The organism is Stenotrophomonas sp. 109824_Sma (genome assembly GCF_056480025.1).
On sequence record NZ_CM151078.1, the window covers coordinates 373,839 to 400,000 of the forward strand.

Below are 26,162 nucleotides of genomic sequence, written 5' to 3' on the forward strand. Positions count from 1 at the left end.
CATCTGAAAATGAGATGGTTGCGTGAATCTCAAGCAGCTCGAATTCGCCGTGGCGCTGGCCGAAGAGGGCAATTTCACCCGTGCCGCCGAGCGCTGCCACGTGGTGCAGTCCGCGCTCAGCCACCAGATCGCCCATCTTGAACAGGAACTGGGCACAACGCTGTTCGAGCGCCTGCCACGCCAGGTGCGGGCCACCGCCGCCGGCGAGGCGCTGCTGGTGCACGCACGCCAGGTGCTGGCCAGCCTGCGCCATCTGCGTGCCGACGTGGCTGCCGTCAGTGGCGAGGTGCGCGGGTTGCTGGCGATCGGGCAGATCTCCTCGCTGACCGACATTGATGTGGTGGCGATGCTGGCGGCCTTCCAGCAGGCGCACCCGCAGGTGGAGTTCCAGTTGCGGGTGGACAAGAGCGAGGATCTGATCGCGCAGGTGCAGTCACGTGCGCTGGACGTGGCGCTGGTCGGTCTGGCGCCGTCGGCAGCGCTGGACGGTGTCTGTCACCGCATGCTGCAGGAGGAGGATCTGGTGGCGGTGCTGGCGCCATCGCATCCGCTGGCCGGGTGCGAACGGTTGCCCTTGACCGCGCTGCAGGATGAAGCGCTGGTCGACTTCCCGCGTGGTACCGGTGCGCGCCGGCAGACCGATGATGCCTTCGCCGCCGCGGGGCTGCCGCACACGGTGCGTTTCGAGGTCAACCTGATGGAACTGGTCGAGCGCTTCGTCCGCCATGGGCTGGCAGTCGGCATCGTGCCGGCGTTGATCGCCGAAGGTTTCCAGGGTGTGGTTCAGATTCCACTGCAGCCGACCCCGACCCGGCGCGTGCACCTGGTCTGGCAGCGGCTGCCGACGCCGGCCGCGCGCGCCTTCGTCGAGGCCGTGCTCAGCCGCGCAGGCGCAGGCTCAGGCCCTTGAGGAAGTTGCGCAGCATCTGGTCCAGGCAGCGCCGGTAGTTGGCGTGGCCGGGCTGGCGGAACAGCGCGCCGACTTCCGACTTGGACACGTTGAAGCCGGCGCTGGCGAAGATCTCCATCAGGTCCACGTCGCGCAGCTGGAAGGCCACGCGCAGCTTCTTCAGCACCAGGTTGTTGTCGATGCGGGTTTCCACCGCACGCTGCGGCTGGCTCTCGTCGCGACCGCGCAGGTGCACGATCAGGCCGTCGAGGAAGTGGGCCAGCGCGCTGTCGTTCATCGCCTCGAAACCGGCTTCGTCCTCGCGGCGCAGCCAGGCCTTCACCTGTTCGGTATCCACGGCGAAGGCCGGGTCGGCCATCTGGCACAGGGTCACCACGTGCTGGTCACCCAGGTCCAGGGAGTAGCGCACGCTGCGCAGGACATCATTGTTGATCATGGTGCAATTGTACCGGTCACCCCGCAGCTGGGGTCAGATCCCTTTGCGGAGCAGGGGGATCTGACCCCGGATCTGGCCGATCCGGCAACACAGAGGCCAACCGACGGTGCCAGAATGGGGGTCTGGTTTTCCCCCTGGAGTTGCCTGATGACCCGCACTGTCCTGATTACCGGCGCCACGTCCGGCTTCGGCGCCGCCGCCGTTCACCGCTTCGCCCAGGCCGGCTGGAAGGTGATCGCCACCGGCCGCCGCGGCGAACGCCTGCAGCCGCTGGTCGAGCGCTACGGCAAGGACGTGGTGCATGCGGCCGCCTTCGATATCCGCGATCCGGTCGCGATGGAAGCGGCCCTGCTGGCACTGCCGCCGGCTTTCGGTGAGATCGATCTGCTGGTCAACAACGCCGGCCTGGCGCAGGGCACCGCACCGGCACAGAGCGCCAGGCTGTCGGACTGGACCACGATGATCGACACCAACATCACCGCGCTGGTGACCCTGACCCATCGCCTGCTGCCGCAGCTGGTGGAGCGCAAGGGCGCGATCATCAACATCTCGTCGGTGGCCGGCGTCTACCCGTACCCGGGCGGCAACGCATACGGTGGCACCAAGGCCTTCGTCAGCCAGTTCTCGCTGGGCCTGCGCTCGGACCTGCACGGCACCGGCGTGCGCGTGACCACGATCGAGCCGGGGATGGCCGAGACCGAGTTCACCGTGGTGCGTACCCATGGCGACCAGGCTGCGTCGGACAAGCTCTATACCGGCGCCAATCCGATGACCGCCGAAGACATCGCCGAACAGATCTTCTGGGTGGCCACGCTGCCGCCGCACCTGAACATCAATCGCCTGGAGCTGATGCCGGTCAGCCAGTCGTTCGCCGGATTCCAGGTCGCCCGAGAGGGCTGATGGCCGTTTGTAGCGTCGAGCCATGCTCGACTGCTTTGAACAGAAGCCGAGCATAGGCTCGGCTCTACACAGACAAAAAAAAGCCGGGCAATGCCCGGCTTTTTCATTCACATCGACAGACTCACTGCGCCTTGATCGCCATCGCCTGCAGGCCGGTGCCATCCAGCTTCTGCTTCGCTTCAGACAGTTCGCCGGCGCTGCCGTACGGCCCCATGCGCACGCGATACACGGTCTTGCCGTTGATCTGCGCCGACTCCACGCGTGCCGCCAGGCCCATCATGGCCAGCTTGGCCTTGGTGGCTTCGGCATCGCCGGACGCACCGAAGGCACCTGCCTGCAGGATGTAACGCGCGTTGTCGGCGGCCACCGGTGCGGCCGTGGTCGCCGGCGCGGTGGGCGCGGTTTCCGCACGCGGCGCCGGGGTGGCGGCCGCCGTGCTGGTCGACGCCGGTGCGGTGCTGGCCGACGGGGTTGCCGCAGCCGGGCGTTCGCTCAGTGGTGCCGGTAGCGGACGGTTGGTCGCGGTCACCGGTGCGGTGCTGGCGACGCTGGCCGTTGCGGTCGGTGCCGGCGTGGCCGTGCTCGCCGGCGGTACCGGCTTGCCCTCCAGCGCGGCCTGCGCGCGCGACGCTTCGGCCTTGGCCCGGCGCTGGTCCTCGGCGCGCGCGCTGGCGGCCAGTTCGGCGTCGGACATTTCCACTTCCTTGCCCGGCAGCAGGGTGTAGAAGTCGTACTGCGTCGCGGCGGGCTTCTCCGGTTCGGCCGGCTTCGGCGTGGCCGGCTGCGCGGCCGGCTGGGTGCCGACATCGCTGTCGGCATCAGCAACCGGGGCCGGCTGCGCGTTCGGGTTCGGCTGCGGACCGGCGCGCAGGAAGCCATCGCCTTCGCCCTTGAACAGGTTCGGCGCCGCCAGGAACACCACAGCGGCGATCGCCACACCGGCCACCAGCCACACCCATCCGGGTGTGCCCTGGCTGCTGCTGTTGCGTCGTGCCTGGGTTTTGCCGCGTCGTGCTGCCATGTGTACTGCGTCTCCTGATGCTTACATTTTTTCCGGGGCGCTCACGCCCAGGAGTTCGAGGCCGTTGGCCAGCACCTGGCGCGCCGCGCAGGCCAGGGTCAGCTTGGCGTTGCGATCGGTAGCGTCGTCCACCAGCACCGGCGTCCCGTGATACCACGTGTGGAAGGCATGCGCCAATTCACGCAGGTACTGCGCCACCAGGTGCGGCTCCAGCGCCACGCCGGCCGCTTCCACCACTTCCGGATACCGCGAGATCTCGTTCATCAACACCAGCGAGGCATCGTCGGCCAGGCGGCCCAGATTGGCCAGGCCATTGCCCTGCTCGTACACCAGGCCCTTTTCCTGCGCCTGGCGCAGCAGGCTGCAGACACGGGCGTGCGCGTACTGCACGTAGAACACCGGATTGTCGTTGCTCTGCTGGCGGGCCAGGTCGATGTCGAAGGTCAGCTGCGAATCGGGCTTGCGCGCGATCAGGAACCAGCGGGTCGCATCGCGGCCGGCTTCTTCGATCAGGTCGCGCAGGGTGAAGTAACTGCCAGCACGCTTGGACAGCTTCACTTCCTCGCCGCCGCGCATGACCGTGACCATCTGGTGCAGCACGTATTCCGGCCAGCCCTGCGGGATGCCCACTTCCATCGCCTGCAGGCCGGCGCGCACGCGCGCCAGCGAGCCATGGTGGTCGGCGCCCAGTTCGGTGATCGCGCGCTCGTAGCCGCGCTGCCACTTGGACAGGTGGTAGGCCACGTCCGGCACGAAGTAGGTGAAGGTGCCGTCGGACTTGCGCATCACGCGGTCCTTGTCGTCACCGAAGTCGGTGCTGCGCAGCCACAGCGCGCCGCCTTCCTCATAGGTGTGGCCGGACGCCTGCAGCTTGGCCACCGCTTCGGCGACCTTGCCGTCGGCGTACAGCGAGCTTTCCAGGAAGTAGATGTCGAAGTCGACACCGAACGCAGCCAGGTCCAGGTTCTGCTCGTTGCGCAGGTAAGCCACCGCGAAACGGCGGATCGCCTGCATGTCGTCCGGGTCCTTGGCGCCGACCACGATGCTGCCTTCAAGATCGACGCTGGCGCCGGCCATGTAGGCGCGGGCGACATCGGCGATGTATTCACCGCGGTAGCCGCCTTCCGGCCAGCCGTCCTGGTCGGGTGCGATGCCCTTGATCCGCGCCTGGGTGGACAGCGCCAGGTTCTCGATCTGCACGCCGGCGTCGTTGTAGTAGAACTCGCGCTTGGCGTTCCAGCCGTTGGCATCGAGCACGCGGGCCACGCAGTCGCCGATCGCCGCCGCGCGGCCATGGCCGACATGCAGCGGGCCGGTCGGGTTGGCCGACACGTATTCCACGCCCACCGTGCGGCCATTGCCGGACAGGTTGCGGCCGTAGTCGTGGGCTTCCTTGATGACCGAGGCGGTTTCGCGCTGGTACGCGGCCGGGGCCAGATGGAAGTTGATGAAGCCGGGGCCGGCGATCTCGACCTTGCTGACGTCCTCGCTGCGCGGCAGCGCCTCGACCAGCGCCTGCGCCAGTACGCGCGGATTGCTGCGCGCGGCCTTGGCCAGCAGCATCGCGGCGTTGGTGGCGAAGTCGCCGTGGTCACGGGTCTTCGGGCGCTCGACCACGAAGTCCGGCGGCAGGGAGTCGGCGGGCAGGGTGCCATTGGCGCGCAAGGCTTCGATGCCTTGGCTGATCAGGGCGCGGAGGAGATTTTTCACGAGGCCTGCTGTGAGAATGAGCGGCGGAATCGCCCATTTTAGCGCAGATACCCGCGCCCACGCTGACCAGAACATGCCTGCGGGGGCGCCCGCCCTTGGCCAAGGCTGTTCAGCCGAACAGGCGCGGCTGGGGCGGGGACAGCAGGCCCCGTTCAGCAAACGAAACGGGACGGCCCTCGCCGACCACGAAGTGGTCCAGCAGGCGCACGTCCACCAGTGCCAGCGCCTGCTGCAGTTCATCGGTGATGCGGGTGTCGGCGCCGGAGGGCTCAGGGTCGCCGGAAGGGTGATTGTGGCTGAGGATCACCGCTGCCGCATTGTGCAGCAGGGCCCGCCGCACCACCTCGCGGGGATAGACCGGGGCGGCATTGATGGTGCCCTGGAACAGCTCCTCGCAGGCGATCAGGCGGTGGCGGTTGTCCAGGAACAGCGCCATGAAGATCTCGCGGGCCTGGCCGCGCAGGCGGTGCTGCAGGTAGCGGCCGACCGCGGCCGGGTTGTTGCCGACTGCCTCGCCCTGCTGCAGTTCGGCGGCCAGGTAGCGATGGGCCAGCTCCAGCCCGGCGGCCAGTGCACAGCTTCGCGCCGGGCCCAGCCCCGGCAACCGGGCCAGCTCGCGGGCCGGGCGGTCCAGCAGCACGCGCAGGGGACCATGCGCCTGCAGCAGGTCGCGCGCGGTCTGCACCGCGTCGCGTCTACCGAAACCCGAGCCGAGGAACAGCGCCAGCAGCTCTGCGTCGGACAGCGTGGCGGGGCCGCGTGCGATCAGCTTCTCGCGGGGACGTTCCTGTTCGGGCCAGTCATGGATGGGCATGCCTGCATCATCGCCAGCGCGGGTAGTGCGTCCCATCAGGGCAGGGCGCGCGGCGGGGTAGGCTGTTGCCTCAGTCGCGCCGTGACTGCAGATAAGCGAACAGCTCCTGGTTGTTCTGCAGGCCCAGCTTGCGCTTGGCCTCGGCCTTCTGCCGGCTGATTGTCTTCGGGCTGCGGCCGCAGTGGACGGCGATGGCGTTCACCTTCAGCCCGGCGGCCAACAGGTCCAGCACTTCCTGCTCGCGGGCCGACAGCGCCGCCGGTTCACGCGCGAACATCAGGTCGCGCGCCTGCAGGTGGTGGCGCAGCTGCTGCGAGACGAACACCTGCCCGGCCATGGCCGCGTTCAAGGCCTGCGGCAGCTCGCCGAAATCGGCGCACTTGTCGACCAGACCGCTGACTCCCTCGCGCAGCAGGCCATCGAGCAGGCCGGGATGGCGGGCGCCGGTAAGCACCACTACGGGCATGCCCGGGTGGCGTGCGCGCAGTTCAGCGATCAGTTCCGGGCCATCCGGGCCGGTGCCCGGCATGGAGAGGTCGGTCAGTACCGCGTCGCAACCGTGGTGCTCGACCAGCTGCAGCAGCTGGGAGCCGTCGCGCGCGCTGCCGACGACCTCCATCAGGTGGGTCTGCAGCACGATGCGGATGCCGTGCAGGACGACGGGATGGTCGTCGGCGATGATGATGCGCGGGTGCACGCGGAATCCTCGAAAAGCGAAGCGGCACACCTGCGGTGGCCACTGACGATTCTGCAAACGTGATCGGCCTACAGGTATAGGAAAGTTCCGAATCGCAGTGGCTTGAACCCCGGAAGCGCCGTGGTGCAAGTCCCATCTGCTGATAGCCGCCCGCTATGTGCGTTGTGCACCGGGACATTACCGACCATCGGGTAAGCTAATGCCCTCGTTTGCACAGGAATTCCAGGTGGCTGACTCCCCCAACGCTTCCCCCGCGCCCAGCCGCGCGCTGGAAGGCCAGAAACTGCTGTTGTGCGTCGGAGGCGGGATCGCGGCCTACAAGGCCCTGGAACTGGTGCGACGCCTGCGCGACGCGGGCGCCCAGGTGCAGGTGGCGATGACCGCCGGCGCCCAGCAGTTCGTCACCCCCCTCAGCTTCCAGGCCCTGTCCGGGCAGCCGACCCGCACCACGCTGTGGGACAGCGCGGCCGAACAGGCCATGGGCCACATCGAGCTGGCCCGCTGGGCCGACCGCATCGTGGTCGCGCCGGGAACGGCCGATCTGTTGGCCCGGCTGGCCCAGGGCCATGCCGATGACCTGGTCAGCACGCTGTGCCTGGCCAGTACCGCACCGCTGACGATCTGCCCGGCGATGAACCACCGCATGTGGCTGCATCCGGCCACCCAGGCCAACATCGCCCTGCTGCGCCAGCGTGGCGCGCAGGTGATCGGCCCGGTCGATGGCCCGCTGGCCGAGGGTGAATCCGGTCCCGGCCGACTGGCCGAACCCGGCGATATCGTGGCCGCGCTGGTGGCCAATGGCGGCGCCGCTGCGACGGTTGCCGCGCCGGAAACCCGTGCCCTGCAGGGGCTGCGCCTGCTGATCAGTGCCGGACCGACCTACGAAGACATTGATCCGGTGCGCTACGTCGGCAACCGCAGCAGCGGCAAGATGGGCTTCGCCCTGGCCGCTGCCGCCGCCACGCTGGGGGCGCAGGTGGTGCTGGTCAGCGGCCCGGTACAGCTGCCGACGCCGCCGGGCGTGCAGCGCATCGACGTGCGCTCGGCCGCGCAGATGCGCGATGCCGTGCTGAAATCGCTGCCTGCCGACATCTATATCGGTGCCGCAGCGGTGTCCGACTACACGCCGCGCCAGGTCGCCGCGCAGAAGCTGAAGAAGACCGCCGACAGCCAGTCGCTGGTGATCGAGCTGGTGCGTACCCCGGACATCCTTGCCGAAGTCGCCGCACAGACGCAGTCGCTGAAGCTGGTGGTCGGCTTCGCCGCCGAGACCCACGACGTGGAGAAGTACGCACGCGGCAAGCTGGTCGACAAGCGCCTGGACCTGGTGATCGCCAACCAGGTCGGCATCAGTGGCGGTGGTTTCGAGAGCGACAACAATGCCGCCACGGCCTTCTGGCAGGACGGTGAACAGGTATTCCCGGCCACCTCCAAGCGCGAGCTGGCCGAACAACTGCTGGCGCTGATCGCGCGGAGACTCCAGGCATGACCCAGGCATCCACTTCCCACCCGCTGCAGGTCAAGCTGCTCGATCCGCGCTTCGGCGACAGCTGGCCGCTGCCGGCGTACGCCACCGAGGCCAGCGCTGGCATGGACCTGCGCGCGGCGCTGGATACCGCGCTGACCCTGCAGCCGGGCGACACCGCGCTGGTGCCCAGCGGCCTGGCCATCCACATTGCCGACCCGAACCTGTGCGCGGTGATCCTGCCGCGCTCCGGGCTGGGCCATCGGCATGGCATCGTGCTGGGCAACGGCACCGGCCTGATCGATGCCGACTACCAGGGGCCGCTGCTGATCAGCGTCTGGAACCGTGGCCGCGAAGCCTTCACCATCGAGCCGGGCGATCGCATCGCGCAGCTGGTGGTGGTTCCGATCGCCCGCGTGAGCCTGCAGGTGGTGGATACTTTCACCGACAGCGTGCGGGGCGCGGGTGGATTCGGCCATACCGGGGTGCGTTGACAGGGGACATCGATGAGCGGCATCGGGGAAGGACAGCGGGGACGGTCGTTGGGTCGCAGTGCACCTCTACTGGGGGTGTTGTTGATCCTGTTGGCCGGCTGGTTCGGATGGAGCGCGGTGCAGCAATGGCGGCAGGAGGCCAACGGGCAGGCGCTGGAAGAGGCGCGTGACCAGGCCGTGCAGGGCCTGCAGCAGGCCGCTGCGGGCCAGCTGCAGCAGCTGCAGCAGCAGTTGAAGAATGATCGCGTGCAGCAGGCGCTGCAGGCCGGCGATGCCGCTGCGGCGGCGCTGGCCGTGCGCGAGAGCTGGACCGGGGTCGAGCAGGTCGAGGTGCTGGCGGCCGATCTGACCAACGCCTATGCCGATCCGGCCACCTTCGGGTATTCCCGCCTGGCGCTGCTGGAAGCCGCGCTGGCCGAGGCCCGGCCAAGCCTGCGCGTGGTCCGCGACGGCGGCGGCAACCGCCTGGGCCTGGCCGCGCCGGTGCAGCTGGGCAGCCTGGGGCCGGCCGTCGTCTATGTCCGCCAACCGCTGCTGCGGCTGACCTCGCCGCTGGACCAGGTGCGCGCGCCGTCCGCCGGCTTCCTTGGCCTGCGCCAGGGTGGGTTCGATCTGGTCACCCAGGGCGACGCGGGCCTGGCCGAAAGTGCGGAAGCCCTGGCGCGCCCGGTTGCAGGCACGCCGCTGCGGCTGGTCGCGTCGGTACCGAATGTCGAAGCCGGTCCGCTCGGCCTGGGCGCACTGGCCAGCGCCATTGTGGCGTTGCTGCTGGCGTTCATTGCCGTGTTGCTGGTGGTCGGTCGCGGCCGCTTGCCGAAGTCGCTGCCGTTGCCGCGCCGCGCCGCCGCGTCCGAGGCCGACCATGGCCCGACCCTGAGCGAGAGCCTGCAGCAGGCGCCGCCACCGGTGGCCGCCGTAGCCAGCAGTGGCGATGCCACGCCGCCGCCACCGCCCCCGGTGCCGGCCGAAGAACTGGCTGCCGGTATCTTCCGCGCCTACGACATCCGCGGCGTGGTGGGCAGCGAACTGACACCGAAGACCGCGGCGCTGATCGGCCAGGCCATCGGCACCGTGGCGTTGGAGCAGGGCCTGCGCGAGGTGGTGATTGGTCGCGATGGCCGCCTGTCCGGACCCGAGCTGGCGGCCGGACTGGCCGAGGGCCTGCGCCGTGCCGGCTGCGCGGTGATCGACATCGGCCTGGCGCCGACCCCGCTCGTGTACTACGCCGCCTTCCACCTGCGTACCGGTACCTGCGTGGCGGTCACCGGCAGTCACAACCCGCCCGAGTACAACGGCTTCAAGGTGGTGATCGGCGGCGAAACGCTGTCCGGCGATGCCATCACCGATCTCTACCAGCGCATCGTCGAGGGCCGCCTGGTACAGGCCGCTGAGCCAGGTGACTACCAGCAGCGCGATGTCAGTGCCGACTACATCCAGCGCATCGCCGATGACGTGCAGCTGGACCGCCCGCTGAAGGTCGTGGCCGATGCCGGCAATGGCGTGGCCGGCGCACTGGCGCCGCAGCTGCTGGAAGCGATCGGCGCCGACGTCATCCCGCTGTACTGCGACGTCGACGGCACCTTCCCGAATCATCACCCGGATCCGAGCGAGCCGGCCAACCTGGAAGACCTGGTGCAGACGGTCAAGCGCTTCGGCGCCGACCTCGGCGTAGCGTTCGATGGCGACGGCGACCGGCTGGGCGTGGTCACCGGCGAAGGCAGGATCATCTATGCCGACCGCCTGCTGATGCTGTTTGCCGCCGACGTGCTGATGCGCAATCCGGGCGCGATGGTGATCTACGACGTGAAGTGCACCGGCAAGCTGTCCGACCACGTGCTGCGCAATGGCGGCAGCCCGCTGATGTGGAAGACCGGGCATTCGCTGATGAAGGCGAAGATGCGCGAGACCGATGCCGAGCTGGCCGGTGAGATGAGCGGCCACTTCTTCTTCAAGGAACGCTGGTTCGGTTTCGACGACGGCCTGTACGCCGCTGCGCGCCTGCTGGAGATCCTGGCCCAGCGCGAGGAAACCCCGGACGAAGTGCTGGGCGAACTGCCGGAGATGGTCGCCACGCCAGAGCTGAAGGTGCCGGTGGCCGACGGGACGCCGCATGCGCTGGTGGCGATGCTGGTGGCGGCGGCGCAGTCGCCGGACAACCCGTATGTGGGGGGCCGCCTGTCGACCATCGATGGCCTGCGCGTGGACTTCGCCGATGGCTGGGGCCTGGTACGCGCCTCCAACACCACACCGGTGCTGGTGCTGCGGTTCGAAGGCAACGACGAGGCCGCACTGGAGCGCATCAAGGCCTTGTTCCGCAGCCAGCTGCAGCCGGTGCTGGGCGACACCCCGCTGGGGTTCTGAGGTGGGGCCGGGCTGCGCCCGGCACCCGCCGAAGCAACGGCAACAGCAACATCAACATCAAAAGCGGGCTATCCGCGGGATGGTGGGGCGGTGTCGGAGTGCGGGGACGCCGCAAGTACGTCCCTGTAGGCTTGGCAGCCGCATCCATGCGGCTGACACCCCGCACTCCGACACCGCCCCACGTCTGACAGTTTCCTGGTGCTGTTGGTAGGTGTCGACCTTGGTCGACACAGTAGATCCACGCCATGCGTGGATGTTCTTCGATGGATATTCATCCACGCATGGTGGGTGCCGACCGTGGGTCGGCACACCCTCACCCCTTGAACCGCAGTCCCACGCCCGGCTCGGTGAACAGGTAGCGCGAATCCAGCGCTGAATCACCCAGCTTGTGCCGCAGCTTGCCGACCAGTATGCGCAGGTAGTGGGTGTCGTGCTGATGGGTCGGCCCCCAGATCTCCTGCAGGATCTGCGGCTGGGTCACCACCCGCCCGGCATTGCGCAGCAGCAGCGACAGCAACGCGTATTCCTTGCGGGTCAACGCCACCGGTTCACCCTCGAGGGCGACTTCGCGACGCACCAGGTCCACGTGCAGGTGGCCATCGTCGAACACCGGCGGTGTGCCATCGGTCGGCACGCTGCGCGTGCGCAGCAGCGCCCGCACGCGCGCCATCAGCTCCTGCGTGCCGAACGGCTTGGTCACGTAGTCGTTGGCGCCGGTATCCAGTGCGCGCACCTTCTCGGCTTCGCCCGCACGCACGGTCAGCATGATCACCGGTACCTGGCTCCACTGCCGCAGCTGTTCCAGCACCTCGTGGCCTTCCATATCCGGCAGGCCGATATCCAGGATCACCAGGTCCATGTCTTCGCTGGCGGCCAGTTCCAGGCCTTCCTGGCCGGTCGCCGCCTGCCGCACCTGGTAGCCCTGCGCGCGCAGGCTGATGTCCAGGAACCGGCGGATCTGGGTTTCATCATCGATCACCAGCACGCGCGCGGCCGGCACGCTGGCGTCAATCGGGGTCGGGCTCATCGTGGGAGGCTGGCTTGAGCAGGGGCAGGGTGATGCGGATCAGGGTACCGCGACCGTCGCGTCCAGGCAGCGCCTGCACGCTGCCGCCATGCGCGCCGATCATGCCCTGGCAGATGGTCAGGCCCAGGCCCGTGCCGTGGCGGCCACGGTCTCCGCGTTCGACGCTGTAGAACATGTCGAAGATGCGCGCACGCTCGTCGTCGGGAATGCCGGGGCCGGCATCGATCACGTCGATGCGCAGCTGGCCGTCCAGCTCGCGCGCCTGTACCTGCACGGCGGCGTCCGGTGGCGAGAACTTGGCCGCGTTCTCCATCACGTTGAACACGGCCTGTTCGACCAGTGCCGGGTGTACCCAGATCGGTGCCAGCGTGGACGGAATGTCCAGCTCCAGCCGCACCTTGGGCTGGTAGCGCTGCAGGCGCCGCGCGGCCGAGCCGATCAGCTCGTCCACGCCGATCCAGTCGCGGTTGATCTTCAGCCCTTCATGGCCGAGGCGGGTCATGTCCAGCAGGTTCTGGATGTAGCGGTCCAGCCGTTCGCCCTCGACCAGGATGGTGTCCAGCAGGGCGCGGCGATCAGCCGTGTCCATCGCCGCACCGTAGCTGGCCAGGCTGTCGGCCGAACCGATCATCGCCGCCAGTGGCGAGCGCAGGTCATGCGACACCGAAGAGAGCAGCGCCGAGCGCAGTCGCTCGGTCTCGTTGCTGACGTGCGCCTGCTCCAGTTCGGCCACCAGCCGCGTGCGCAGCGCGGCCTGGGCGATGTCGTCGACCATCGCTTCGGCCAGCTGCCGCTGTTCGGGCAGCAGGCGCGCCTGTGCGCCGGGCAGGTACAGGCCGGCCACGCCGATCGCGCGGTCTTCGCCATCCAGCAGTGGCAGGAACCACCACTGCGCACCGGCCAGGGTGTCGGTGAAGCGGCCACTGGGCTGGCCGTGGCGCAGCGCCCAATCGGCGGCGGCCAGGTCGGTGTCACCGGGCTGGCTGCGGCCACCGGTTGCGGTATCCGCGCCGATCCGTAGCCACGCCGGCACGTCCATCGCCTGTTCCAGCGCATGTCGACCCGCCTGTGCCACCTCGCCATTGCCAGCGGCACTGGCCAGCTGACGGCCCAGCTGCTGGCGCGCACGTGCATGGCGGTTGGCCGCACGCAGCGCGATCACCTGCATGCGCAGGCGCGAGGCCAGGCGCCCGGCCACCAGTGCAGCGGCCAGGAACAAGAACACGGTGATCACGCCCTGGCGTGCACCGATGGCGAAGGTGAAGCGGGGTGCGATGAACAGGAAGTTGTAGGCGAGGAAACACAGGATCGCCGCCATCACCGCCACGCTGGCGCGCGTGCGCGCAGCCACCAGCACCACCGCGACGATGAACACCATCGACAGGTCGGCCATGCCCACCCAGCGTTCGGCCAGCCAGGCCACCGCACAGGCCAGCGCGGTAGCGATCAGTGCCTGCGCCGGTTCGTAGCTGATGCCGCGCACCGGCGGCAGCAGGCCCTCGCGGCGCGAGCGCGCACGTGCCTGCGGCGTGCTGATGATGGTGATCTCGTAATGCGCGCCGCGCTGGATCAGCTGCTGGGTCAGGGTGCGGTTGAACATCCGCGCCAGCGGCCGTTCACGGGTCCGGCCCAGTACCAGGGTCGACACGCCGTTGTGTGCGGCGTGGTCGAGCAGAGCATCGGCGATGCTCGATCCGTGCAGCAGTTCGGCGTCGCCGCCCAGCCGCCGTGCCAGTGCGAACGCGGCATCGATCTCGCGCCGGGTCGCGTCATCCTGACGGCGGCCCTGAACGGTCACTACCGTCCACGGTGCGTCGCGGCGCTCGGCGATGCGACGCGCCACGCGCACCAGGTATTCGCTCTGACCGCCGCCATCGATCGCCACCAGCACGCCGCGACGCAACGGCAGATTGCCTTCGCCACGCGCGGCGCGGGTCTCGCGCAGGCTGCTGTCGACGCGGTCGGCGGCTTCCTGCATCGCCAGTTCGCGCAGCGCGGTCAGGTTGGCCGGCGAGAAGAACGCCTGCAGGGCCTGTGCGGCCTGTTCCGGCACATAGACCTTGCCCTGCTGCAGGCGCGCGATCAGTTCGCGCGGCGGCAGGTCGACCAGCACGATGTCGTGCAGGCGGTCGAGCACACCGTCCGGCACGGTCTCGCTGACGCGCACGCCGGTGATCCGCATCACCACGTCGTTGAGGCTTTCCAGATGCTGGATGTTGACCGTGGTCCAGACGTCGATGCCGGCGTCCAGCAGCTCCATCACATCCTGCCAGCGCCGCTCATGACGGCTGCCGGGCGCATTGCGATGGGCCAGTTCATCCACCAGCACCAGCGCCGGATGCCGTGCCAGCACGGCATCCAGGTCCATCTCCTGCAGGGTGTGGCCGTGGTAGGCCACTTCCTTCAACGACAGCTGCGGCAGGCCCTCCAGCAGCGCCTGGGTATCGGCACGGCCATGGGTTTCCACCAGCCCGACCACCAGGTCAACGCCGCGGCGCAGCTGTTCCTGCGCGCGGGTCAGCATGGTGTAGGTCTTGCCAACGCCCGGCGCCGCGCCAAGGAACACGGTCAGCTTGCCGCCGGCTTCGCGTTGCAGGCCTTCGACCAGGGCGTCGGCCTGGCGGGTTCGTGCATCAGTCATGGGGGCCGCTGTCATGGCCGCCATTGTGCGCGCAGCCGATGCAGGCCGGCATCACGGCGCCTTGGCCGCATGGTCCAGCGCGAAGTTCAGCGTCACCACGTTCACCCGCGGCTGGCCGAACAGGCCCCATTGGCGCCCTTCGGTATTCGCCTGCACCAAGGCCTGCACGCGCTCCACCGGCAGGCCGCGGGCACGCGCCACGCGTGCCACCTGCAGCTGCGCCGCCGCCGGCGACAGCTGCGGATCCAGTCCACCGGCGGACTGCGTGACCAGGTCCGCAGGCACCTGCGCCGGAGCGACACCTTCGCGCGCGGCCACTGCAGCCGTGCTGGCGGCAACACGTTCGGCCAGCGCCGGGTTGCTGCGCGCCAGGTTGGAACCGGCCGCGGCCATCGGGTCGTAGTTGGCGGCCGACGGTCGTGCCTGGAAGTAGCCGTCACCGGTGAACGGCTGCGACAGCCATGCCGAGCCGCGCACCTGGCCACTGTCATCGCGCAGCAGGCTGCCTTCGGCCTGGGTCGGGTAGGCCAGGCCGGCAAAGCCGGTGGCGATGCCGGCGTAGACCGCGCCGGCCAGCAGCAGGGTAGCCAGGCCCAGGCCGATCGCCGGGCGCCAGCTGGCGCCATCCTGCAGGCTGGCCACGCGGGCCTCGGCCTTGGCGTCGCGCGGAAGGGAAGATGAGGTGGACACAGAACGGTTCATGCGCCGAATACCAGGACAAGAAGGAGGTCGATCAGCTTGATTGCCGCGAACGGCAGCAGAACGCCGCCGAGGCCGTACGCCAGCATGTTCCGGCGCAGCAGCGCGGTGGCGGTGGCCGGGCGGAAGCGCACGCCACGCAGGGCGAGCGGGATCAGGGCGGGAATCACCAGGGCGTTGAAGATCAGCGCTGCAAGCACCGCGTTGCGCGGGCTCGACAGCTGCATCACGTTCAGTGCGGCCATGGTCGGAACGGCAGCGGCGAACAGCGCCGGCAGGATCGCGAAGTACTTGGAGACGTCGTTGGCCAGCGAGAAGGTGGTCAGCGCGCCGCGGGTGATCAGCTGCTGCTTGCCCACTTCCACCACCGCCAGCAGCTTGGCCGGGTCCGAATCGAGGTCGACCATGTTGCCGGCCTCCTTCGCCGCCTGCGTGCCGGAGTTCATCGCCAGGCCGATGTCGGCCTGCGCCAGCGCAGGGGCGTCGTTGGTGCCGTCGCCGACCATCGCCACCAGGCGGCCGCCGGCCTGCTCCTGGCGGATGCGTGCCAGCTTGTCTTCGGGGCGAGCCTCGGCGATGTAGTCATCAACGCCGGCTTCGGCCGCGATGGCGGCGGCGGTCAGCGGGTTGTCGCCGGTGATCATCACCGTGCGGATACCCATCGCCCGCAGCTGTGCGAACTTCTCGCGCATGCCGTGCTTGACCACGTCCGACAGCTCGATCACGCCCAGCACATGGCGGCCCTCGGCCACCACCAGCGGGGTGGCACCATTGCGCGCGACCTGCTCGACGCGACCGGCCAGTTCCGCCGGCACGTTGCCGCCCAGCGCCTGGACGTGGGCACGGATCGCATCGGCGGCGCCCTTGCGGATCTGCCGGCCATGTTCCAGATCGACGCCAGACATGCGGGTCTGCGCACTGAAGGCCAGGTAGTCGGCATGGTCCGGCTCGGCGGTGGCGCAGCCCTGTTCGCGCGCCAGGCGCACGATCGACTTGCCTTCCGGGGTCGGGTCGGCCAGCGAAGAGAGCAGTGCGGCCTCGCGCAGCTGGCTGGCGTCGATGCCGGCCAGCGGATGGAAGTGGCTGGCCTGGCGGTCGCCGTAGGTGATGGTGCCGGTCTTGTCCAGCAGCAGCACGTCGACGTCGCCGGCCACTTCCACCGCCTTGCCCGACTTGGCCAGCACGTTGGCGGCCAGCGCACGGTTCATGCCGGCAATACCAATCGCCGGCAGCAGGCCGCCGATGGTGGTCGGGATCAGGCACACCAGCAGCGCGATCAGCAGCAGTGGATCGACCTTGACGCCGACCGCGGCACCAATGGCCGGCAACGTGGCCACCACCACCAGGAAGGTCAGCGTCATCGCCGCCAGCAGCAGGGTCAGCGCGATCTCGTTGGGGGTCTTCTGGCGGTTGGCACCCTCCACCAGCGCGATCATCCGGTCCAGGAAGCTGTGGCCCGGCTCGGCGGTCACCCGCACGATGATCTGGTCGGACAGCACCTTGGTGCCGCCGATCACGCCGGAACGGTCGGTACCGGCCTCGCGCAGCACCGGTGCCGATTCGCCGGTCACCGCCGCTTCGTTGATGGTGGCCAGGCCCTGCACGATCTCGCCATCGGCCGGCACCAGCTCACCGGCACTGACGATCACATGGTCGCCCGGGCGCAGCTCGGCGGCCGGCACCTGGGCTTCTGCCGCGCCTGGCTGCGGCGCCGCCAGCCGGCGTGCCACCAGGTCCTGGCGGGCACGGCGCAGCGAAGCGGCCTGGCCACGGCCACGCGCTTCGGCCACCGCCTCGGCGAAGTTGCCGAACAGCACGGTCACCAGCAGGATCGCGGTCACTGCCAGGCCGAAGCCCAGCGGCGCATTGCCGGTCAGGGTGACGATCGCGGCGACGATCGTGCCGGCCATCACCACCGCCATCACCGGGCTGCGCACCAGATGCATCGGCGACAGCTTGCGCACCGCTTCGACCAGCGCACGGCGCAGGCCGGCGCCATCGAGCAGGGCAGGGCGCGCTGCATGGGTACTACGGGTTGAACTTGCTTGGGTACTCATCAGGGTGTCCTTAGTGCAGTCCCAGGCTCAGGTGGTCGGCGATCGGGCCGAGCACCAGCGCCGGCATGAACTGCAGCACGGTCAGGATGACGATCACCGAGACCAGGGTCAGGGCGAAGGTCGGGGTTTCGATCTGCAGGCTGCCGGCAGACTCCGGGGCCTGGCGCTTGGCAGCCAGCTGTGCGGCCACCACCAGCGGAATGATCAGCAGCGGGAAACGGCCCAGCAGCAGTACCAGCGAGCAGCTCAGGTTCCACCACAGCGTGGCGTCACCCAGCCCTTCGAAGCCCGAACCGTTGTTGGCGTAGGCCGAAACATACTCGTAGAACACCTGGCTGATGCCATGGAAGCCGGGGTTGGAGGTGCCGGCCAGGCCGGGCACGGCCAGGGTGATCGCAGTGAACACCAGCAGGGTGATCGGCTGCAGCAGCACCAGCAGGGCCAGCAGGCGCACCTGTGGCGTCTCCAGCTTGCGGCCGAACAGTTCCGGCGTGCGCCCGGTCATCAACCCGGCCAGGAATACACCCAGCAGCAGATAGACGATGAACTGCTGCAGGCCACAGCCGATGCCGCCCCAGATCGCGCTGACCAGCATGTTGACCATCGCGATGCCACCGCTCAGCGGCGCCAGCGAATCGTGCATGCCGTTCACCGAGCCGTTGGAGACCTGGGTGGTCACCGCCGCCCACAGCGCCGTGCCGTCGGCGCCGAAGCGCACTTCCTTGCCTTCCATCAGCAGCGGGGTGGCGGCGCTGGCGCTATGCCCTTCGCTCCACATCATCGCGCCGGTGGACAGCAGCGACATGCCCAGCATGCAGCTGAACAGCAGGGCGCCGAAACGACGCCGGCCGGTGAACGCGCCGATCATGAAGATCACCGCCATCGGCACCAGCAGGATGCCAACGATTTCCAGCGCGTTCGACAGCGGGGTCGGGTTCTCCAGCGGGAAGCTGCTGTTCGGGCCGTACCAGCCGCCACCGTTGGCACCCAGCTGCTTGGCCGCGACCATCGCCGCCACCGGGCCCAGCGGCAGCTTCTGTTCGGCCATGCCGGCGCTGGCGTCGATCGGCGTGGCCTGCGGGCCACCGGCCATCGTCGACGGCACGCCCTGGCTGGTCAGCAACAGGGTCCATACCAGGCACAGCGGCAGCAGGAAGCGCACGCACAGGCGCACCACGTCCACGTAGTAGTTGCCCACCGCGACCTGGCGGTCATCGCCGGTACCGGTCGCCGCCGCAGCCTGCGGCGCACGCGAGAACAACGCGCGCAGCGTCGCCACCGCCAGCGCCAGGCCCATCATCGGCGTCACCACCTGCAGGCCGGTGATGCCGGTCATCTGCGAGAGGTAGGACAGCTGCGCCTGGCCCGAATAGTGCTGCTGGTTGGTGTTGGTCAGGAACGAGATCATCGTGTGCAGCGCGGTGTCCCAGCGCATGTTCGGGATCTGGTCCGGGTTCAGCGGCAACCAGGCCTGGGTCATGAACACCGCCTGGGTCAGGACCGCGACCGCCACGTTGCTCAGCACGAAGGCCAGCACGTAGCCGCGCCAGGACATCGAGCGCGACGGATCGACGCCGAACACCCTGTACAGCGGCTTCTCGATCCAGTGGAACAGCACGTCGACCTTCATCGGCGTGCCACGCATCACGCGGGCCAGGTACAGGCCCAGCGGCCACGCCAGCAGGAGGCTGGCGGCAATAATCACAAGCATCTCAGTCATGGCCGGCTCCGCTCAGAACGACTCGGGCCGCAGCACGACATAAAGAAGATAGGCGGCGGCGACCAGCACCAGCACGCCACACAACAACGACAGCCAGGGGGACATTGCAATAGCGTCCTGGTGGAACCCCTCCACCTCAGGCCGCCATCGTCGTCCTGCCGCCCATAAACGCACTACGCGCCGGACCGGGCCGACGCGTAAAGAGTGCATAAATTCCGCGGGCCAACCCGTAACCAGGCCCTGGGTAGCGCCGGGCCATGCCCGGCGACGGAAGCGGGGTCAGCCCGCCGGGACCGCCGCCTGCGCCACGCCCTTCAGCTCGCGATAGCGCTGCAGGGTGCTGTCGATCTCGGCCTTCAGCGCCTGCTGCTGCTGCAGGAACCCGGCCTGCAGGCGCTGTTGCGCCTGCAGCTGCACGTGCCGCTGGCGGATCGCCTCGGCCTGCTTGTCGGCCACCTTGCCACCGGCCAGTTCACGGTCACCGGCCGCCGACAGCAGCGCCACCAGCGATTCGCGCAGGCTGGTGACGTTGTACTCGGCGGTCTTCAGGTTGTTGTCCAGCACTTCCTGGCGTTCGGCAAACACCCGGCGCAGGTCGTCCTCGCTGCCATAGGTGGACAGCATCGCCTGCTCGGTACGCTGGCGGGTCTGCTCGGCCATCAGGTCCAGCTGCTGCTGCTGTGCCACGGTGCTGGCGGCGGCGCGCTCCTCGTCGGTCAACGCGCGCTGGACCTGCGCATTGCGCAGGCCACTCTTCGCGTTGAATTCCTCGCGGGCATGATTGACCGCATCGGCCGGCAGCGAATCACTGCAGATCCGCTCCTTGCCCTCGTTCCAGCAGTACAGCTTCTTTTCCACCTTGCCGCCGTCGCGCGACTGCGCCGGCACGGTGAACGGCACGGCCAGCAGCAGGCCGGCAAAGAGAACAGCAGGAACTCGGGACATGACCTTTCCCCTGGTCGGTCAGCGGATCGAACGGACGCCGTACTGGGCCCGGTAGGCTTCCAGCGGCTGCCGGTAACCGACAAGTTCCGGGTTGCCGGAGGCGAAATCAAGCAGATCGGCCAGCGACGCCACGGCGATCACCGGAATGCCGGCCTCTTCGGCCACCGACTGCGCCGCCGAACGGCGGTCGGTTTCCGAGGCGATCTCCTGGCGGTCCAGTGCCACCACGATGCCGGCCGGGGTGCCGCCGGCAGCGCGGATGATGCCCAGCGCTTCGCGGATCGCGGTACCGGCAGTGATCACGTCATCGACGATCAGTACGCGCTTGCCATTCATGTCGGCGCCGATCAGCTGGCCGCCTTCACCATGGTCCTTGGCTTCCTTGCGGTTGAACGACAGCGGCAGGTCGCGGCCGCGCTGGGCCAGCTCGCAGGCCATCGCGGTGGCCAGCGGAATGCCCTTGTAGGCCGGGCCGAACACCACGTCGTACTTGATCCCGGTGGCATCGATGGCATCGGCGTAGCAGGCGCCGAGCTGCGACAGCAGCGAACCGGAGTCGAAACGACCGGCGTTGAAGAAATAGGGGCTCAGCCGGCCGGACTTGAGGGTGAACTGGCCGAAGCGCAGGGCATCGGCGGTCAGGGCCAGCTGCAGGAAACGGTGGCGGTGGTCGCTCATCAAAACTCGATTCATCTTCATTTGGAGCACAAATCCTAATCCAGCTGGGCGTTTCGCGCTCGTCCAGCGCCATGTGAAAGGCGTCCGGGCCCGCCCCGGCGGACTGCGCAGCCCTGCGGGCAACCGGTATGCTTGCCCGGTTTCCCGCCGCAGGTCCCCCGCATGCGCATCATCAGTTTCAACGCCAATGGCATCCGTTCCGCCGCGACCAAGGGCTTCCTCGACTGGTTCCGTGCCCAGGACGCCGACGTCCTGTGCATCCAGGAAACCAAGGCCCAGGAAGACCAGCTGACCGACCCGATGTTCCGTCCGGACGGCCACCACTGCTTCTACCGCGACGCCATCACCAAGAAGGGCTACAGCGGCGTGGCGATCTACAGCAAGCGCGAGCCGGACCAGGTCATCACCTCGCTGGGCTGGGCCCCGTTCGACGACGAAGGCCGCTACATCGAGGCGCGCTACGGCAACCTCAGCGTGGTCTCCTTCTATATCCCGTCGGGCAGCTCGGGCGACCTGCGCCAGGGCTTCAAGTTCGAAGTGATGGAATGGCTGCGGCCGATCCTCGAGGAGTGGGCGCGCAGCGGCCGCGACTACGTGCTGTGCGGCGACTGGAACATCGTGCGTTCGGCGCTGGACATCAAGAACTGGAAGTCCAACCAGAAGAACTCCGGCTGCCTGCCGGAAGAGCGCGACTGGCTCAACGCCCTGTGCGCCGACCATGGCCAGGCCACCGATGTCGGCGCCGGCCGTGGCTGGGCCGATGCCTACCGCCTGCTCAACCCCACCGGCGAGGACTACACCTGGTGGAGCAACCGCGGCGCAGCCCGCGCCAACAATGTCGGTTGGCGCATCGACTACCAGTTCATCACCCCGGGCCTGCGTGACCGACTGCGCAGCTGCTCGATCTACCGCGACGAGCGCTTCTCCGACCACGCCCCGTTCATCGTGGACTACGACCTGTGACCGAGGCTGCCACGCCGGTCAGCTACAAGGGCTGGGCCGGAATCAAGCGCGCTTTCGGTACCCCGTCGGCGCTGACCATGGCCATGCTTGGCTTCGGCAGTGGCCTGCCGTTCCTGCTGATCGCTTCGCAGACGCTGTCCACGCGCCTGCGCGACGTCGGCCTGGACCTGGGCAGCATCGGTCTGATCAGCCTGGCCAGCTTCTTCTACCTGCTCAAGTTCCTGTGGGCGCCGCTGCTGGACCGCTATGCCTTCCCGCTGCTGGGCGGGCTCGGCCGCCGCCGTTCGTGGCTGCTGGTGTCGCAGGCGCTGGTACTGGTCGGCCTGGTCGCACTGGCCTTCGTGCGGCCCGAACAGGGTGTCTGGCCGCTGGTGATGTGGGTGCTGGTGGCGTCGTTCGCCGGCGCCACCCAGGACTCCGCCGTCGATGCCTATCGCATCGAGATCGCACCGCAGGCCGCCCAGGCGGCGCTGGCGGCCACCTATACGCTGGGCTACCGGATCGGCCTGATCCTGGCCGGTGCAGGCGCGCTCTACCTGGCCCAGTTCGAAGGCTGGATCGTCGCCTACCTGGCGATGGCGGCACTGATGCTGCTGCCGATCGTCACCACTCTGCTGTGCGCCGAACCGGAGCGCCCGGCCACCGCCGTGCAGCGCCGCATCGATATCGCCGAAGCCTTCATCCAACCCATCTCCAGTTTCTTCAGCCGCAACGGCGTGGCGCTGGCACTGGTGCTGTTGGCCTTCGTCGGCCTGTTCAAGTTCCCTGATCAGGTGATCGGCGTGATGGCCGGGCCGTTCTATCTCGATTCGGGGTTCGACAAGGCCGACATCGCCACCGTGTCCAAGCTGTTCGGCGTGTGGATGGGGATCGGCGGTGCGTTCCTGGGCGGTATCGCGGTGGCCGCATTCGGCTTCCGCCGCATGCTGCTGGTGGCCGCACTGGGCGTAGCGCTGTCCAACCTGGCCTTCCTGCTGATGGCGCACAACCCGGGCAAGCTGTGGGCGTTCTATGCCGCACTCAGTGCCGACAACCTGTTCCAGGGCTTTGCCGGCACCGTGCTGGTCGCCTTCATGTCGTCGCTGACCGACCGCAACTTCACCGCCACCCAGTACGCGCTGCTGGTGTCGCTGGCCAACCTGCCCGGCAAGTTCGTCGGCGGTGTCTCCGGCTACATCGTCGAAGCCACGTCCTACAGCACGTTCTTCATCCTCAGCTCGGTCACCGTGGTGCCGACCCTGCTGCTGCTGGCCTGGCTGTGGCCGCGTATCGCCGACCGCGGGCCGCCGCCGGTCGCCTGATTGCCTGCGCGCCCGGACTGCGGGATCATCGCCCCCGACGCGCCGAGGGGGCGGTGCCTTGCGAACGGGGAAGTGAGCATGGCCGACGTTGTGCTGCGGGACCTGGACCCGCTGCTGCTGGAACGTATCCGACGAGTCGCGGTCGCCCGCGGCTGGACCCACGAACAGACCTGCGCCGCCTTGCTGGAGCAGGGCCTGTTCAGCAGTGAACTGGAGGTTCGCTCCGGCTTCGGTGATCCCGAAGTGGACGCGCTCTCCGACGCCATCGCCGCCCTGCAGGCCCTGCCCGCAGGGCAGGGCTTCGATTAGCGCCTTTGTAGCGTCGAGCCATGCTCGACTGCCGTTCCCGGTAGATCCACGCCATGCGTGGATGACCACCTCACGCCAGGTGGATCGCACCCAGTATCCGCGGCCCCTTCGCCCCGGTCACGCTCGGCAGGTTGCCCGCCAGCCCGTCCATCGTCCGCTGCGCCAGCCAGGCGAAGCCCATCGCCTCCACGTACTCCGGGTCCAGCCCATGCACCGCGCTGGACTCCACCTGCACCTCCGGCAGCCGCGCCGCCAGTCGCTTCATCAGCTGCCGGTTGCGCACCCCGCCGCCACAGACCAGCAGGCGCCGGGTCTGCGGCTGCTGCGCCAGCAGTGCATCGGCCACGGTCGCCACGGTCAGCTCCAGCAGGGTGGCCTGCACATCGGCAGCGGCGTACTCGCCTTCCCCCATGTGTGCCTCGGCCCAAGCCAGGTGGAACTGCTCGCGCCCGGTGCTCTTCGGCGGCGGCAGCGCGAACCACGGGTCCGAACGCCAGCCCGCCAACAGCCCCTCGTCCACCGCGCCACTGGCGGCATACGCGCCATCGGCATCGAAGGTGCGGCCGGTGTGGCGCTGGCACCAGGCATCCATCAGCGCATTGGCCGGGCCGGTATCGAAGCCCCGCACCGCGCCTTCGCGCGGGATCAGGGTCAGGTTGGCGATGCCGCCCAGATTGAGCACCGCGCGGTCTTCATCGGCGGTGCCCAGCATGCCCAGGTGGAAGGCTGGCATCAGCGGCGCGCCATGGCCACCGGCTGCCACGTCGCGGCGGCGGAAGTCGGACACCGTGGTGATCCCGGTCAGTTCGGCGATGCGGTTGCCGTCGCCCAGCTGCACGGTGAAGGCGGGATTGGCCAGCGGGCGGTGGCGCACGGTCTGGCCGTGCGAGCCGATCGCGCGCACCTGGCTGCGATCCACGCCGGCCTCGGCCAGCAGCTGGTTGGCGGCCCCGGCAAAGTTGATCGCGATCCGCGCGTCCAGCTCGCCCAGCTCCTCCAGCGAATCCAGCGGGCCACCTTCGCCCAGCGCCACCAGCCGCGCGCGCAGCACCGGCTCCCAGCGGGCGGTCAGGCCGTGCACGAAGCGGCAGCCACCGCCGGCGGGGAACTGCACCAGCGCGGCGTCGATGCCGTCGGCGCTGGTGCCCGACATCAGGCCAAGGTACAGGGGGGCGTCAGCGTCGGCAGTCGTGTTCATGGCAGGCATAAAAAAAGGACGCGGCAAGCTTGGGCTGCCGCGTCCTTCCTCGTCAACGCAGGGGCTCAGCCGCGCTTGCGGCCGGTCGCCTGCTTGTCCTTGGCGCTGGCCACTTCGGGGGCGGCCTCGTCGCGGCTGGTAGGTGCCGGGCTGGCATCGGCGTAGATCAGCTTCTCCATGCCCTGGATGCGCGCCATGGCCGGCGCGGTCTGCGCGCGGAAGGCGACCAGCTCGGCACCCTTCAGCGGTTCCGGCGGCGGCATGGTCACGGTCAGCGGGTTGCGGTGCTCGCCGTTGACGCGGAATTCGTAGTGCAGGTGCGGGCCGGTTGCCAGGCCGGTCGAGCCGACATAGCCGATCACCGTGCCCTGGGCCACGCGCTGGCCGGTCCTGATGTTCGCAAAGCGCGACATGTGGCCGTACAGGGTGGTGTGGCCGCGGCCATGGTCGAGGATCACCACATTGCCGTAGCCGTTCTGCACGCCGGCGAACTGCACGCGGGCGTCGCCGGCGGCCATGATCGGGGTACCGGTGCGCGCGGCGTAGTCCACGCCCTTGTGCATGCGCATCTTGCCAAGCACCGGGTGCTTGCGCGCGCCGAAGGTCGAGCTCAGCCGCGCGAACGGGATCGGCATGCGGATGAAGCTCTTCTTCAGCGAGCGGCCGTTGATGTCGTAGTACTCGGACTTGCCGTTGCGATCGAAGCGGAAGCCGGAGTAGGTCTTGCCGCCGGTGGTGAAGGTCGCCGCCAGGATCTTGCTGGTGTCCACCTTCTCGCCTTCGCGCCAGGTTTCATCCATCACCACGCTGAAGCGGTCGCCCGGCTGCAGGTCCTTGGAGAAGTCGATGTCGTACTTGAAGATGTCGTCGGTCATCGTCGCGATCGCCGACGGCGACAGCCCGGCCCGTCGGGCCGCGGCATACAGCGAACTGGTGATCTCGCCGCTGGTGACCACGGTGCGCGTGGAGGTCTCGCGCCTGGTCACCTTTTCCTTGATGTCGTCGCCGGCCAGGCTCAGTTCCACCCGGTTGTCGGCATCCCGGTCGAAGCGGATGCTGCGCAGGTCGCCGGACAGCGGCATGTCGAAGGCGATCTCGGCGCCGGGGCGCAGCTTGGTCAGCGCCTCGCGTGCGCCGGGATGGTCCAGTACCCGGTGCAGGGTGGTGGCCGGAATGCCGGCCTTGTCGAACAGGTCGCTCAGAGTCTGGCCACGCTGCACGCGCAGCACCTGCCAGCTGTCGCCAGGCACCTGCTGCTGGCGGGCCATGGTCAGCGGCGGCAACGGCAGCGCCAGGCTGGTGTGGCTGTCGGCGTAAGGCGCATCGATGGTGTGCGAGAAACCGGGGACGATCGTCGCCACCAGGGCGCCGATGGTCGCGAACAGGCTGGCGTGCATCCAATGGCGGCGCGTCCAGCGCTCATTGAAGGCGGCGGGAAGGTGTTGCCTGAGCTTCCGATGCAGGGCGTTGTCGTGCAGGACGTGGAGGCGTTCCTGGAAGCGCTGCTTGCGTGCGCGCCCTTGTTCGGAATTGTGCATCGGCGGTTTTTTCCTGGCGGCCCGGGAGCGCGGGCCTGATCGCCGGTTACCATAGACACCTGAGAAAACCGCGTCAAACCCTTGTGCCCATTGGCTTTTGTGAAGCCAATCGGGTTAACTTTGCTTTAACACCCCACACAAGAATCGGCGTTGCCGGGAGTAGTCACGTGTCCTCGATTGAAGAAGCCCTTGCCCTGATCGGCCGCGGTGCCGACGAGATCCTCAAGCTCGAGGATCTGCGTGCGCGCCTGCAGGAAGGCCGTCCGCTGCGGATCAAG

General features: G+C 68.6%; 24 protein-coding genes (1 of these 24 only partly in view). 9 read left to right on the forward strand and 15 right to left on the reverse strand.

Translation table 11 applies throughout. From position 1 onward, the window contains the following. Nucleotides 1-22 precede the first annotated feature (22 nt). Nucleotides 23-910 carry a LysR family transcriptional regulator gene (locus ACZK1G_RS01725; protein WP_101764776.1) on the forward strand — a complete coding sequence of 296 codons (888 nt, stop codon included), beginning with the start codon at nt 23-25 and terminating at the stop codon, nt 908-910. Here the strand turns inward: ACZK1G_RS01725 and ACZK1G_RS01730 are convergent. Beyond that, complete coding sequence (locus ACZK1G_RS01730; protein WP_014035693.1) at nt 879-1,346, reverse strand: YehS family protein; 468 nt, start codon at nt 1,344-1,346, stop codon at nt 879-881. The two genes, ACZK1G_RS01725 and ACZK1G_RS01730, sit on opposite strands and share 32 nt — an antisense overlap. Nucleotides 1,347-1,493: 147 nt before the next feature. Here ACZK1G_RS01730 and ACZK1G_RS01735 point away from each other — a divergent pair, with 147 nt between their 5' ends. Further along, nucleotides 1,494-2,246: an SDR family NAD(P)-dependent oxidoreductase gene (locus ACZK1G_RS01735; protein WP_075675571.1), complete on the forward strand. Its 753-nt coding sequence runs from the start codon at nt 1,494-1,496 to the stop codon at nt 2,244-2,246. Nucleotides 2,247-2,367: 121 nt separating this feature from the next. Here the strand turns inward: ACZK1G_RS01735 and ACZK1G_RS01740 are convergent, their stop codons facing one another. The 4 genes from ACZK1G_RS01740 to ACZK1G_RS01755 all read right to left on the reverse strand — a co-directional run bounded on the left by ACZK1G_RS01740 (nt 2,368) and on the right by ACZK1G_RS01755 (nt 6,488). After that, nucleotides 2,368-3,267, reverse strand: a complete 900-nt coding sequence (locus tag ACZK1G_RS01740) for an SPOR domain-containing protein (protein ID WP_101764777.1) — start codon at nt 3,265-3,267, stop codon at nt 2,368-2,370. Nucleotides 3,268-3,288: 21 nt separating this feature from the next. After that, nucleotides 3,289-4,977 carry an arginine--tRNA ligase gene (argS, locus tag ACZK1G_RS01745; RefSeq protein ID WP_101764778.1) on the reverse strand — a complete coding sequence of 563 codons (1,689 nt, stop codon included), beginning with the start codon at nt 4,975-4,977 and terminating at the stop codon, nt 3,289-3,291. A 109-nt stretch (nt 4,978-5,086) separates the two neighbouring features. After that, entirely contained in the window at nt 5,087-5,791 is a 705-nt protein-coding gene (gene radC, locus ACZK1G_RS01750) for a RadC family protein (protein ID WP_101766368.1), read from the reverse strand. 70 nt (nt 5,792-5,861) lie between these two features. Continuing rightward, a complete protein-coding gene (locus ACZK1G_RS01755; RefSeq protein ID WP_101764779.1) occupies nt 5,862-6,488 on the reverse strand; it encodes a response regulator in 627 nt (208 codons plus the stop codon). A 199-nt stretch (nt 6,489-6,687) separates the two neighbouring features. On the opposite strand from ACZK1G_RS01755, the gene coaBC reads away from it, so the two are divergent. Genes coaBC through ACZK1G_RS01770 form a run of 3 tightly spaced genes read left to right on the forward strand, consistent with a single transcriptional unit; the run spans nt 6,688 to nt 10,808 of the window. Then, complete coding sequence (gene coaBC, locus ACZK1G_RS01760) at nt 6,688-7,977, forward strand: bifunctional phosphopantothenoylcysteine decarboxylase/phosphopantothenate--cysteine ligase CoaBC (protein WP_049443447.1); 1,290 nt, start codon at nt 6,688-6,690, stop codon at nt 7,975-7,977. Then, on the forward strand, nt 7,974-8,447 hold the full coding sequence (gene dut, locus ACZK1G_RS01765; protein WP_014035700.1) for a dUTP diphosphatase: 474 nt from the start codon (nt 7,974-7,976) through the stop codon (nt 8,445-8,447). Before coaBC ends, dut begins: the two co-directional genes overlap by 4 nt. Nucleotides 8,448-8,459: 12 nt before the next feature. After that, nucleotides 8,460-10,808, forward strand: coding sequence for a phosphomannomutase/phosphoglucomutase (locus tag ACZK1G_RS01770; protein WP_049443448.1), 2,349 nt, complete (start codon nt 8,460-8,462; stop codon nt 10,806-10,808). A 313-nt stretch (nt 10,809-11,121) separates the two neighbouring features. On the opposite strand, the gene ACZK1G_RS01775 is transcribed toward ACZK1G_RS01770, so the two are convergent. From ACZK1G_RS01775 to pyrE, 8 genes are all read right to left on the reverse strand, one after another. Then, on the reverse strand, nt 11,122-11,835 hold the full coding sequence (locus ACZK1G_RS01775; protein WP_049443449.1) for a response regulator transcription factor: 714 nt from the start codon (nt 11,833-11,835) through the stop codon (nt 11,122-11,124). Then, a complete protein-coding gene (locus ACZK1G_RS01780) occupies nt 11,816-14,476 on the reverse strand; it encodes a sensor histidine kinase (protein ID WP_049443450.1) in 2,661 nt (886 codons plus the stop codon). Before ACZK1G_RS01780 ends, ACZK1G_RS01775 begins: the two co-directional genes overlap by 20 nt. 51 nt (nt 14,477-14,527) lie before the next feature. Then, nucleotides 14,528-15,178, reverse strand: coding sequence for a potassium-transporting ATPase subunit KdpC (gene kdpC / locus ACZK1G_RS01785; RefSeq protein WP_101764780.1), 651 nt, complete (start codon nt 15,176-15,178; stop codon nt 14,528-14,530). Then, a complete protein-coding gene (kdpB, locus tag ACZK1G_RS01790; RefSeq protein ID WP_101764781.1) occupies nt 15,175-17,232 on the reverse strand; it encodes a potassium-transporting ATPase subunit KdpB in 2,058 nt (685 codons plus the stop codon). Before kdpB ends, kdpC begins: the two co-directional genes overlap by 4 nt. A 10-nt stretch (nt 17,233-17,242) precedes the next feature. Then, nucleotides 17,243-18,952 carry a potassium-transporting ATPase subunit KdpA gene (gene kdpA, locus ACZK1G_RS01795; protein ID WP_101764782.1) on the reverse strand — a complete coding sequence of 570 codons (1,710 nt, stop codon included), beginning with the start codon at nt 18,950-18,952 and terminating at the stop codon, nt 17,243-17,245. Nucleotides 18,953-18,964: 12 nt separating this feature from the next. Further along, on the reverse strand, nt 18,965-19,057 hold the full coding sequence (locus tag ACZK1G_RS01800) for a potassium-transporting ATPase subunit F (RefSeq protein ID WP_005407770.1): 93 nt from the start codon (nt 19,055-19,057) through the stop codon (nt 18,965-18,967). A 174-nt stretch (nt 19,058-19,231) separates the two neighbouring features. Then, complete coding sequence (locus ACZK1G_RS01805; protein WP_014035706.1) at nt 19,232-19,897, reverse strand: hypothetical protein; 666 nt, start codon at nt 19,895-19,897, stop codon at nt 19,232-19,234. An 18-nt stretch (nt 19,898-19,915) separates the two neighbouring features. Beyond that, a complete protein-coding gene (gene pyrE, locus ACZK1G_RS01810; RefSeq protein ID WP_010486876.1) occupies nt 19,916-20,575 on the reverse strand; it encodes an orotate phosphoribosyltransferase in 660 nt (219 codons plus the stop codon). A 162-nt stretch (nt 20,576-20,737) separates the two neighbouring features. Between pyrE and ACZK1G_RS01815 the strand changes: the two genes are divergently transcribed. From ACZK1G_RS01815 to ACZK1G_RS01825, 3 genes are all read left to right on the forward strand, one after another. Beyond that, nucleotides 20,738-21,538 carry an exodeoxyribonuclease III gene (locus ACZK1G_RS01815; RefSeq protein WP_004153871.1) on the forward strand — a complete coding sequence of 267 codons (801 nt, stop codon included), beginning with the start codon at nt 20,738-20,740 and terminating at the stop codon, nt 21,536-21,538. Continuing rightward, nucleotides 21,535-22,839: an AmpG family muropeptide MFS transporter gene (locus tag ACZK1G_RS01820; protein ID WP_014035708.1), complete on the forward strand. Its 1,305-nt coding sequence runs from the start codon at nt 21,535-21,537 to the stop codon at nt 22,837-22,839. Before ACZK1G_RS01815 ends, ACZK1G_RS01820 begins: the two co-directional genes overlap by 4 nt. 78 nt (nt 22,840-22,917) lie before the next feature. Further along, a complete protein-coding gene (locus tag ACZK1G_RS01825; RefSeq protein WP_005420465.1) occupies nt 22,918-23,148 on the forward strand; it encodes a hypothetical protein in 231 nt (76 codons plus the stop codon). Nucleotides 23,149-23,218: 70 nt separating this feature from the next. Here the strand turns inward: ACZK1G_RS01825 and ACZK1G_RS01830 are convergent, their stop codons facing one another. Beyond that, nucleotides 23,219-24,346: an anhydro-N-acetylmuramic acid kinase gene (locus tag ACZK1G_RS01830; protein WP_101766369.1), complete on the reverse strand. Its 1,128-nt coding sequence runs from the start codon at nt 24,344-24,346 to the stop codon at nt 23,219-23,221. A 65-nt stretch (nt 24,347-24,411) separates the two neighbouring features. Then, nucleotides 24,412-25,884, reverse strand: coding sequence for a M23 family metallopeptidase (locus ACZK1G_RS01835; RefSeq protein ID WP_014035710.1), 1,473 nt, complete (start codon nt 25,882-25,884; stop codon nt 24,412-24,414). A gap of 167 nt (nt 25,885-26,051) precedes the next feature. Here ACZK1G_RS01835 and tyrS point away from each other — a divergent pair, with 167 nt between their 5' ends. Continuing rightward, nucleotides 26,052-26,162 carry the beginning of a tyrosine--tRNA ligase gene (gene tyrS / locus ACZK1G_RS01840; RefSeq protein WP_049443457.1) on the forward strand. Its footprint extends 1,101 nt past the window's final position, so 111 of the gene's 1,212 nt are visible here — the first part of the coding sequence; it begins with the start codon at nt 26,052-26,054; the stop codon falls past the right edge of the window.

Coding starts and splice junctions, on each gene's coding strand:
- ACZK1G_RS01730 (WP_014035693.1), bottom strand. CDS start 1,346: ATGATCAACAATGATGTCCTGCGCAGCGTGCGCTACTCCCTGGACCTG.
- ACZK1G_RS01735 (WP_075675571.1), top strand. CDS start 1,494: ATGACCCGCACTGTCCTGATTACCGGCGCCACGTCCGGCTTCGGCGCC.
- ACZK1G_RS01740 (WP_101764777.1), bottom strand. CDS start 3,267: ATGGCAGCACGACGCGGCAAAACCCAGGCACGACGCAACAGCAGCAGC.
- radC (WP_101766368.1), bottom strand. CDS start 5,791: ATGCCCATCCATGACTGGCCCGAACAGGAACGTCCCCGCGAGAAGCTG.
- coaBC (WP_049443447.1), top strand. CDS start 6,688: ATGCCCTCGTTTGCACAGGAATTCCAGGTGGCTGACTCCCCCAACGCT.
- dut (WP_014035700.1), top strand. CDS start 7,974: ATGACCCAGGCATCCACTTCCCACCCGCTGCAGGTCAAGCTGCTCGAT.
- ACZK1G_RS01770 (WP_049443448.1), top strand. CDS start 8,460: ATGAGCGGCATCGGGGAAGGACAGCGGGGACGGTCGTTGGGTCGCAGT.
- ACZK1G_RS01775 (WP_049443449.1), bottom strand. CDS start 11,835: ATGAGCCCGACCCCGATTGACGCCAGCGTGCCGGCCGCGCGCGTGCTG.
- ACZK1G_RS01780 (WP_049443450.1), bottom strand. CDS start 14,476: ATGACTGATGCACGAACCCGCCAGGCCGACGCCCTGGTCGAAGGCCTG.
- kdpC (WP_101764780.1), bottom strand. CDS start 15,178: ATGAACCGTTCTGTGTCCACCTCATCTTCCCTTCCGCGCGACGCCAAG.
- kdpB (WP_101764781.1), bottom strand. CDS start 17,232: ATGAGTACCCAAGCAAGTTCAACCCGTAGTACCCATGCAGCGCGCCCT.
- kdpA (WP_101764782.1), bottom strand. CDS start 18,952: ATGACTGAGATGCTTGTGATTATTGCCGCCAGCCTCCTGCTGGCGTGG.
- ACZK1G_RS01800 (WP_005407770.1), bottom strand. CDS start 19,057: ATGTCCCCCTGGCTGTCGTTGTTGTGTGGCGTGCTGGTGCTGGTCGCC.
- ACZK1G_RS01805 (WP_014035706.1), bottom strand. CDS start 19,897: ATGTCCCGAGTTCCTGCTGTTCTCTTTGCCGGCCTGCTGCTGGCCGTG.
- pyrE (WP_010486876.1), bottom strand. CDS start 20,575: ATGAGCGACCACCGCCACCGTTTCCTGCAGCTGGCCCTGACCGCCGAT.
- ACZK1G_RS01815 (WP_004153871.1), top strand. CDS start 20,738: ATGCGCATCATCAGTTTCAACGCCAATGGCATCCGTTCCGCCGCGACC.
- ACZK1G_RS01825 (WP_005420465.1), top strand. CDS start 22,918: ATGGCCGACGTTGTGCTGCGGGACCTGGACCCGCTGCTGCTGGAACGT.
- ACZK1G_RS01830 (WP_101766369.1), bottom strand. CDS start 24,346: ATGAACACGACTGCCGACGCTGACGCCCCCCTGTACCTTGGCCTGATG.
- ACZK1G_RS01835 (WP_014035710.1), bottom strand. CDS start 25,884: ATGCACAATTCCGAACAAGGGCGCGCACGCAAGCAGCGCTTCCAGGAA.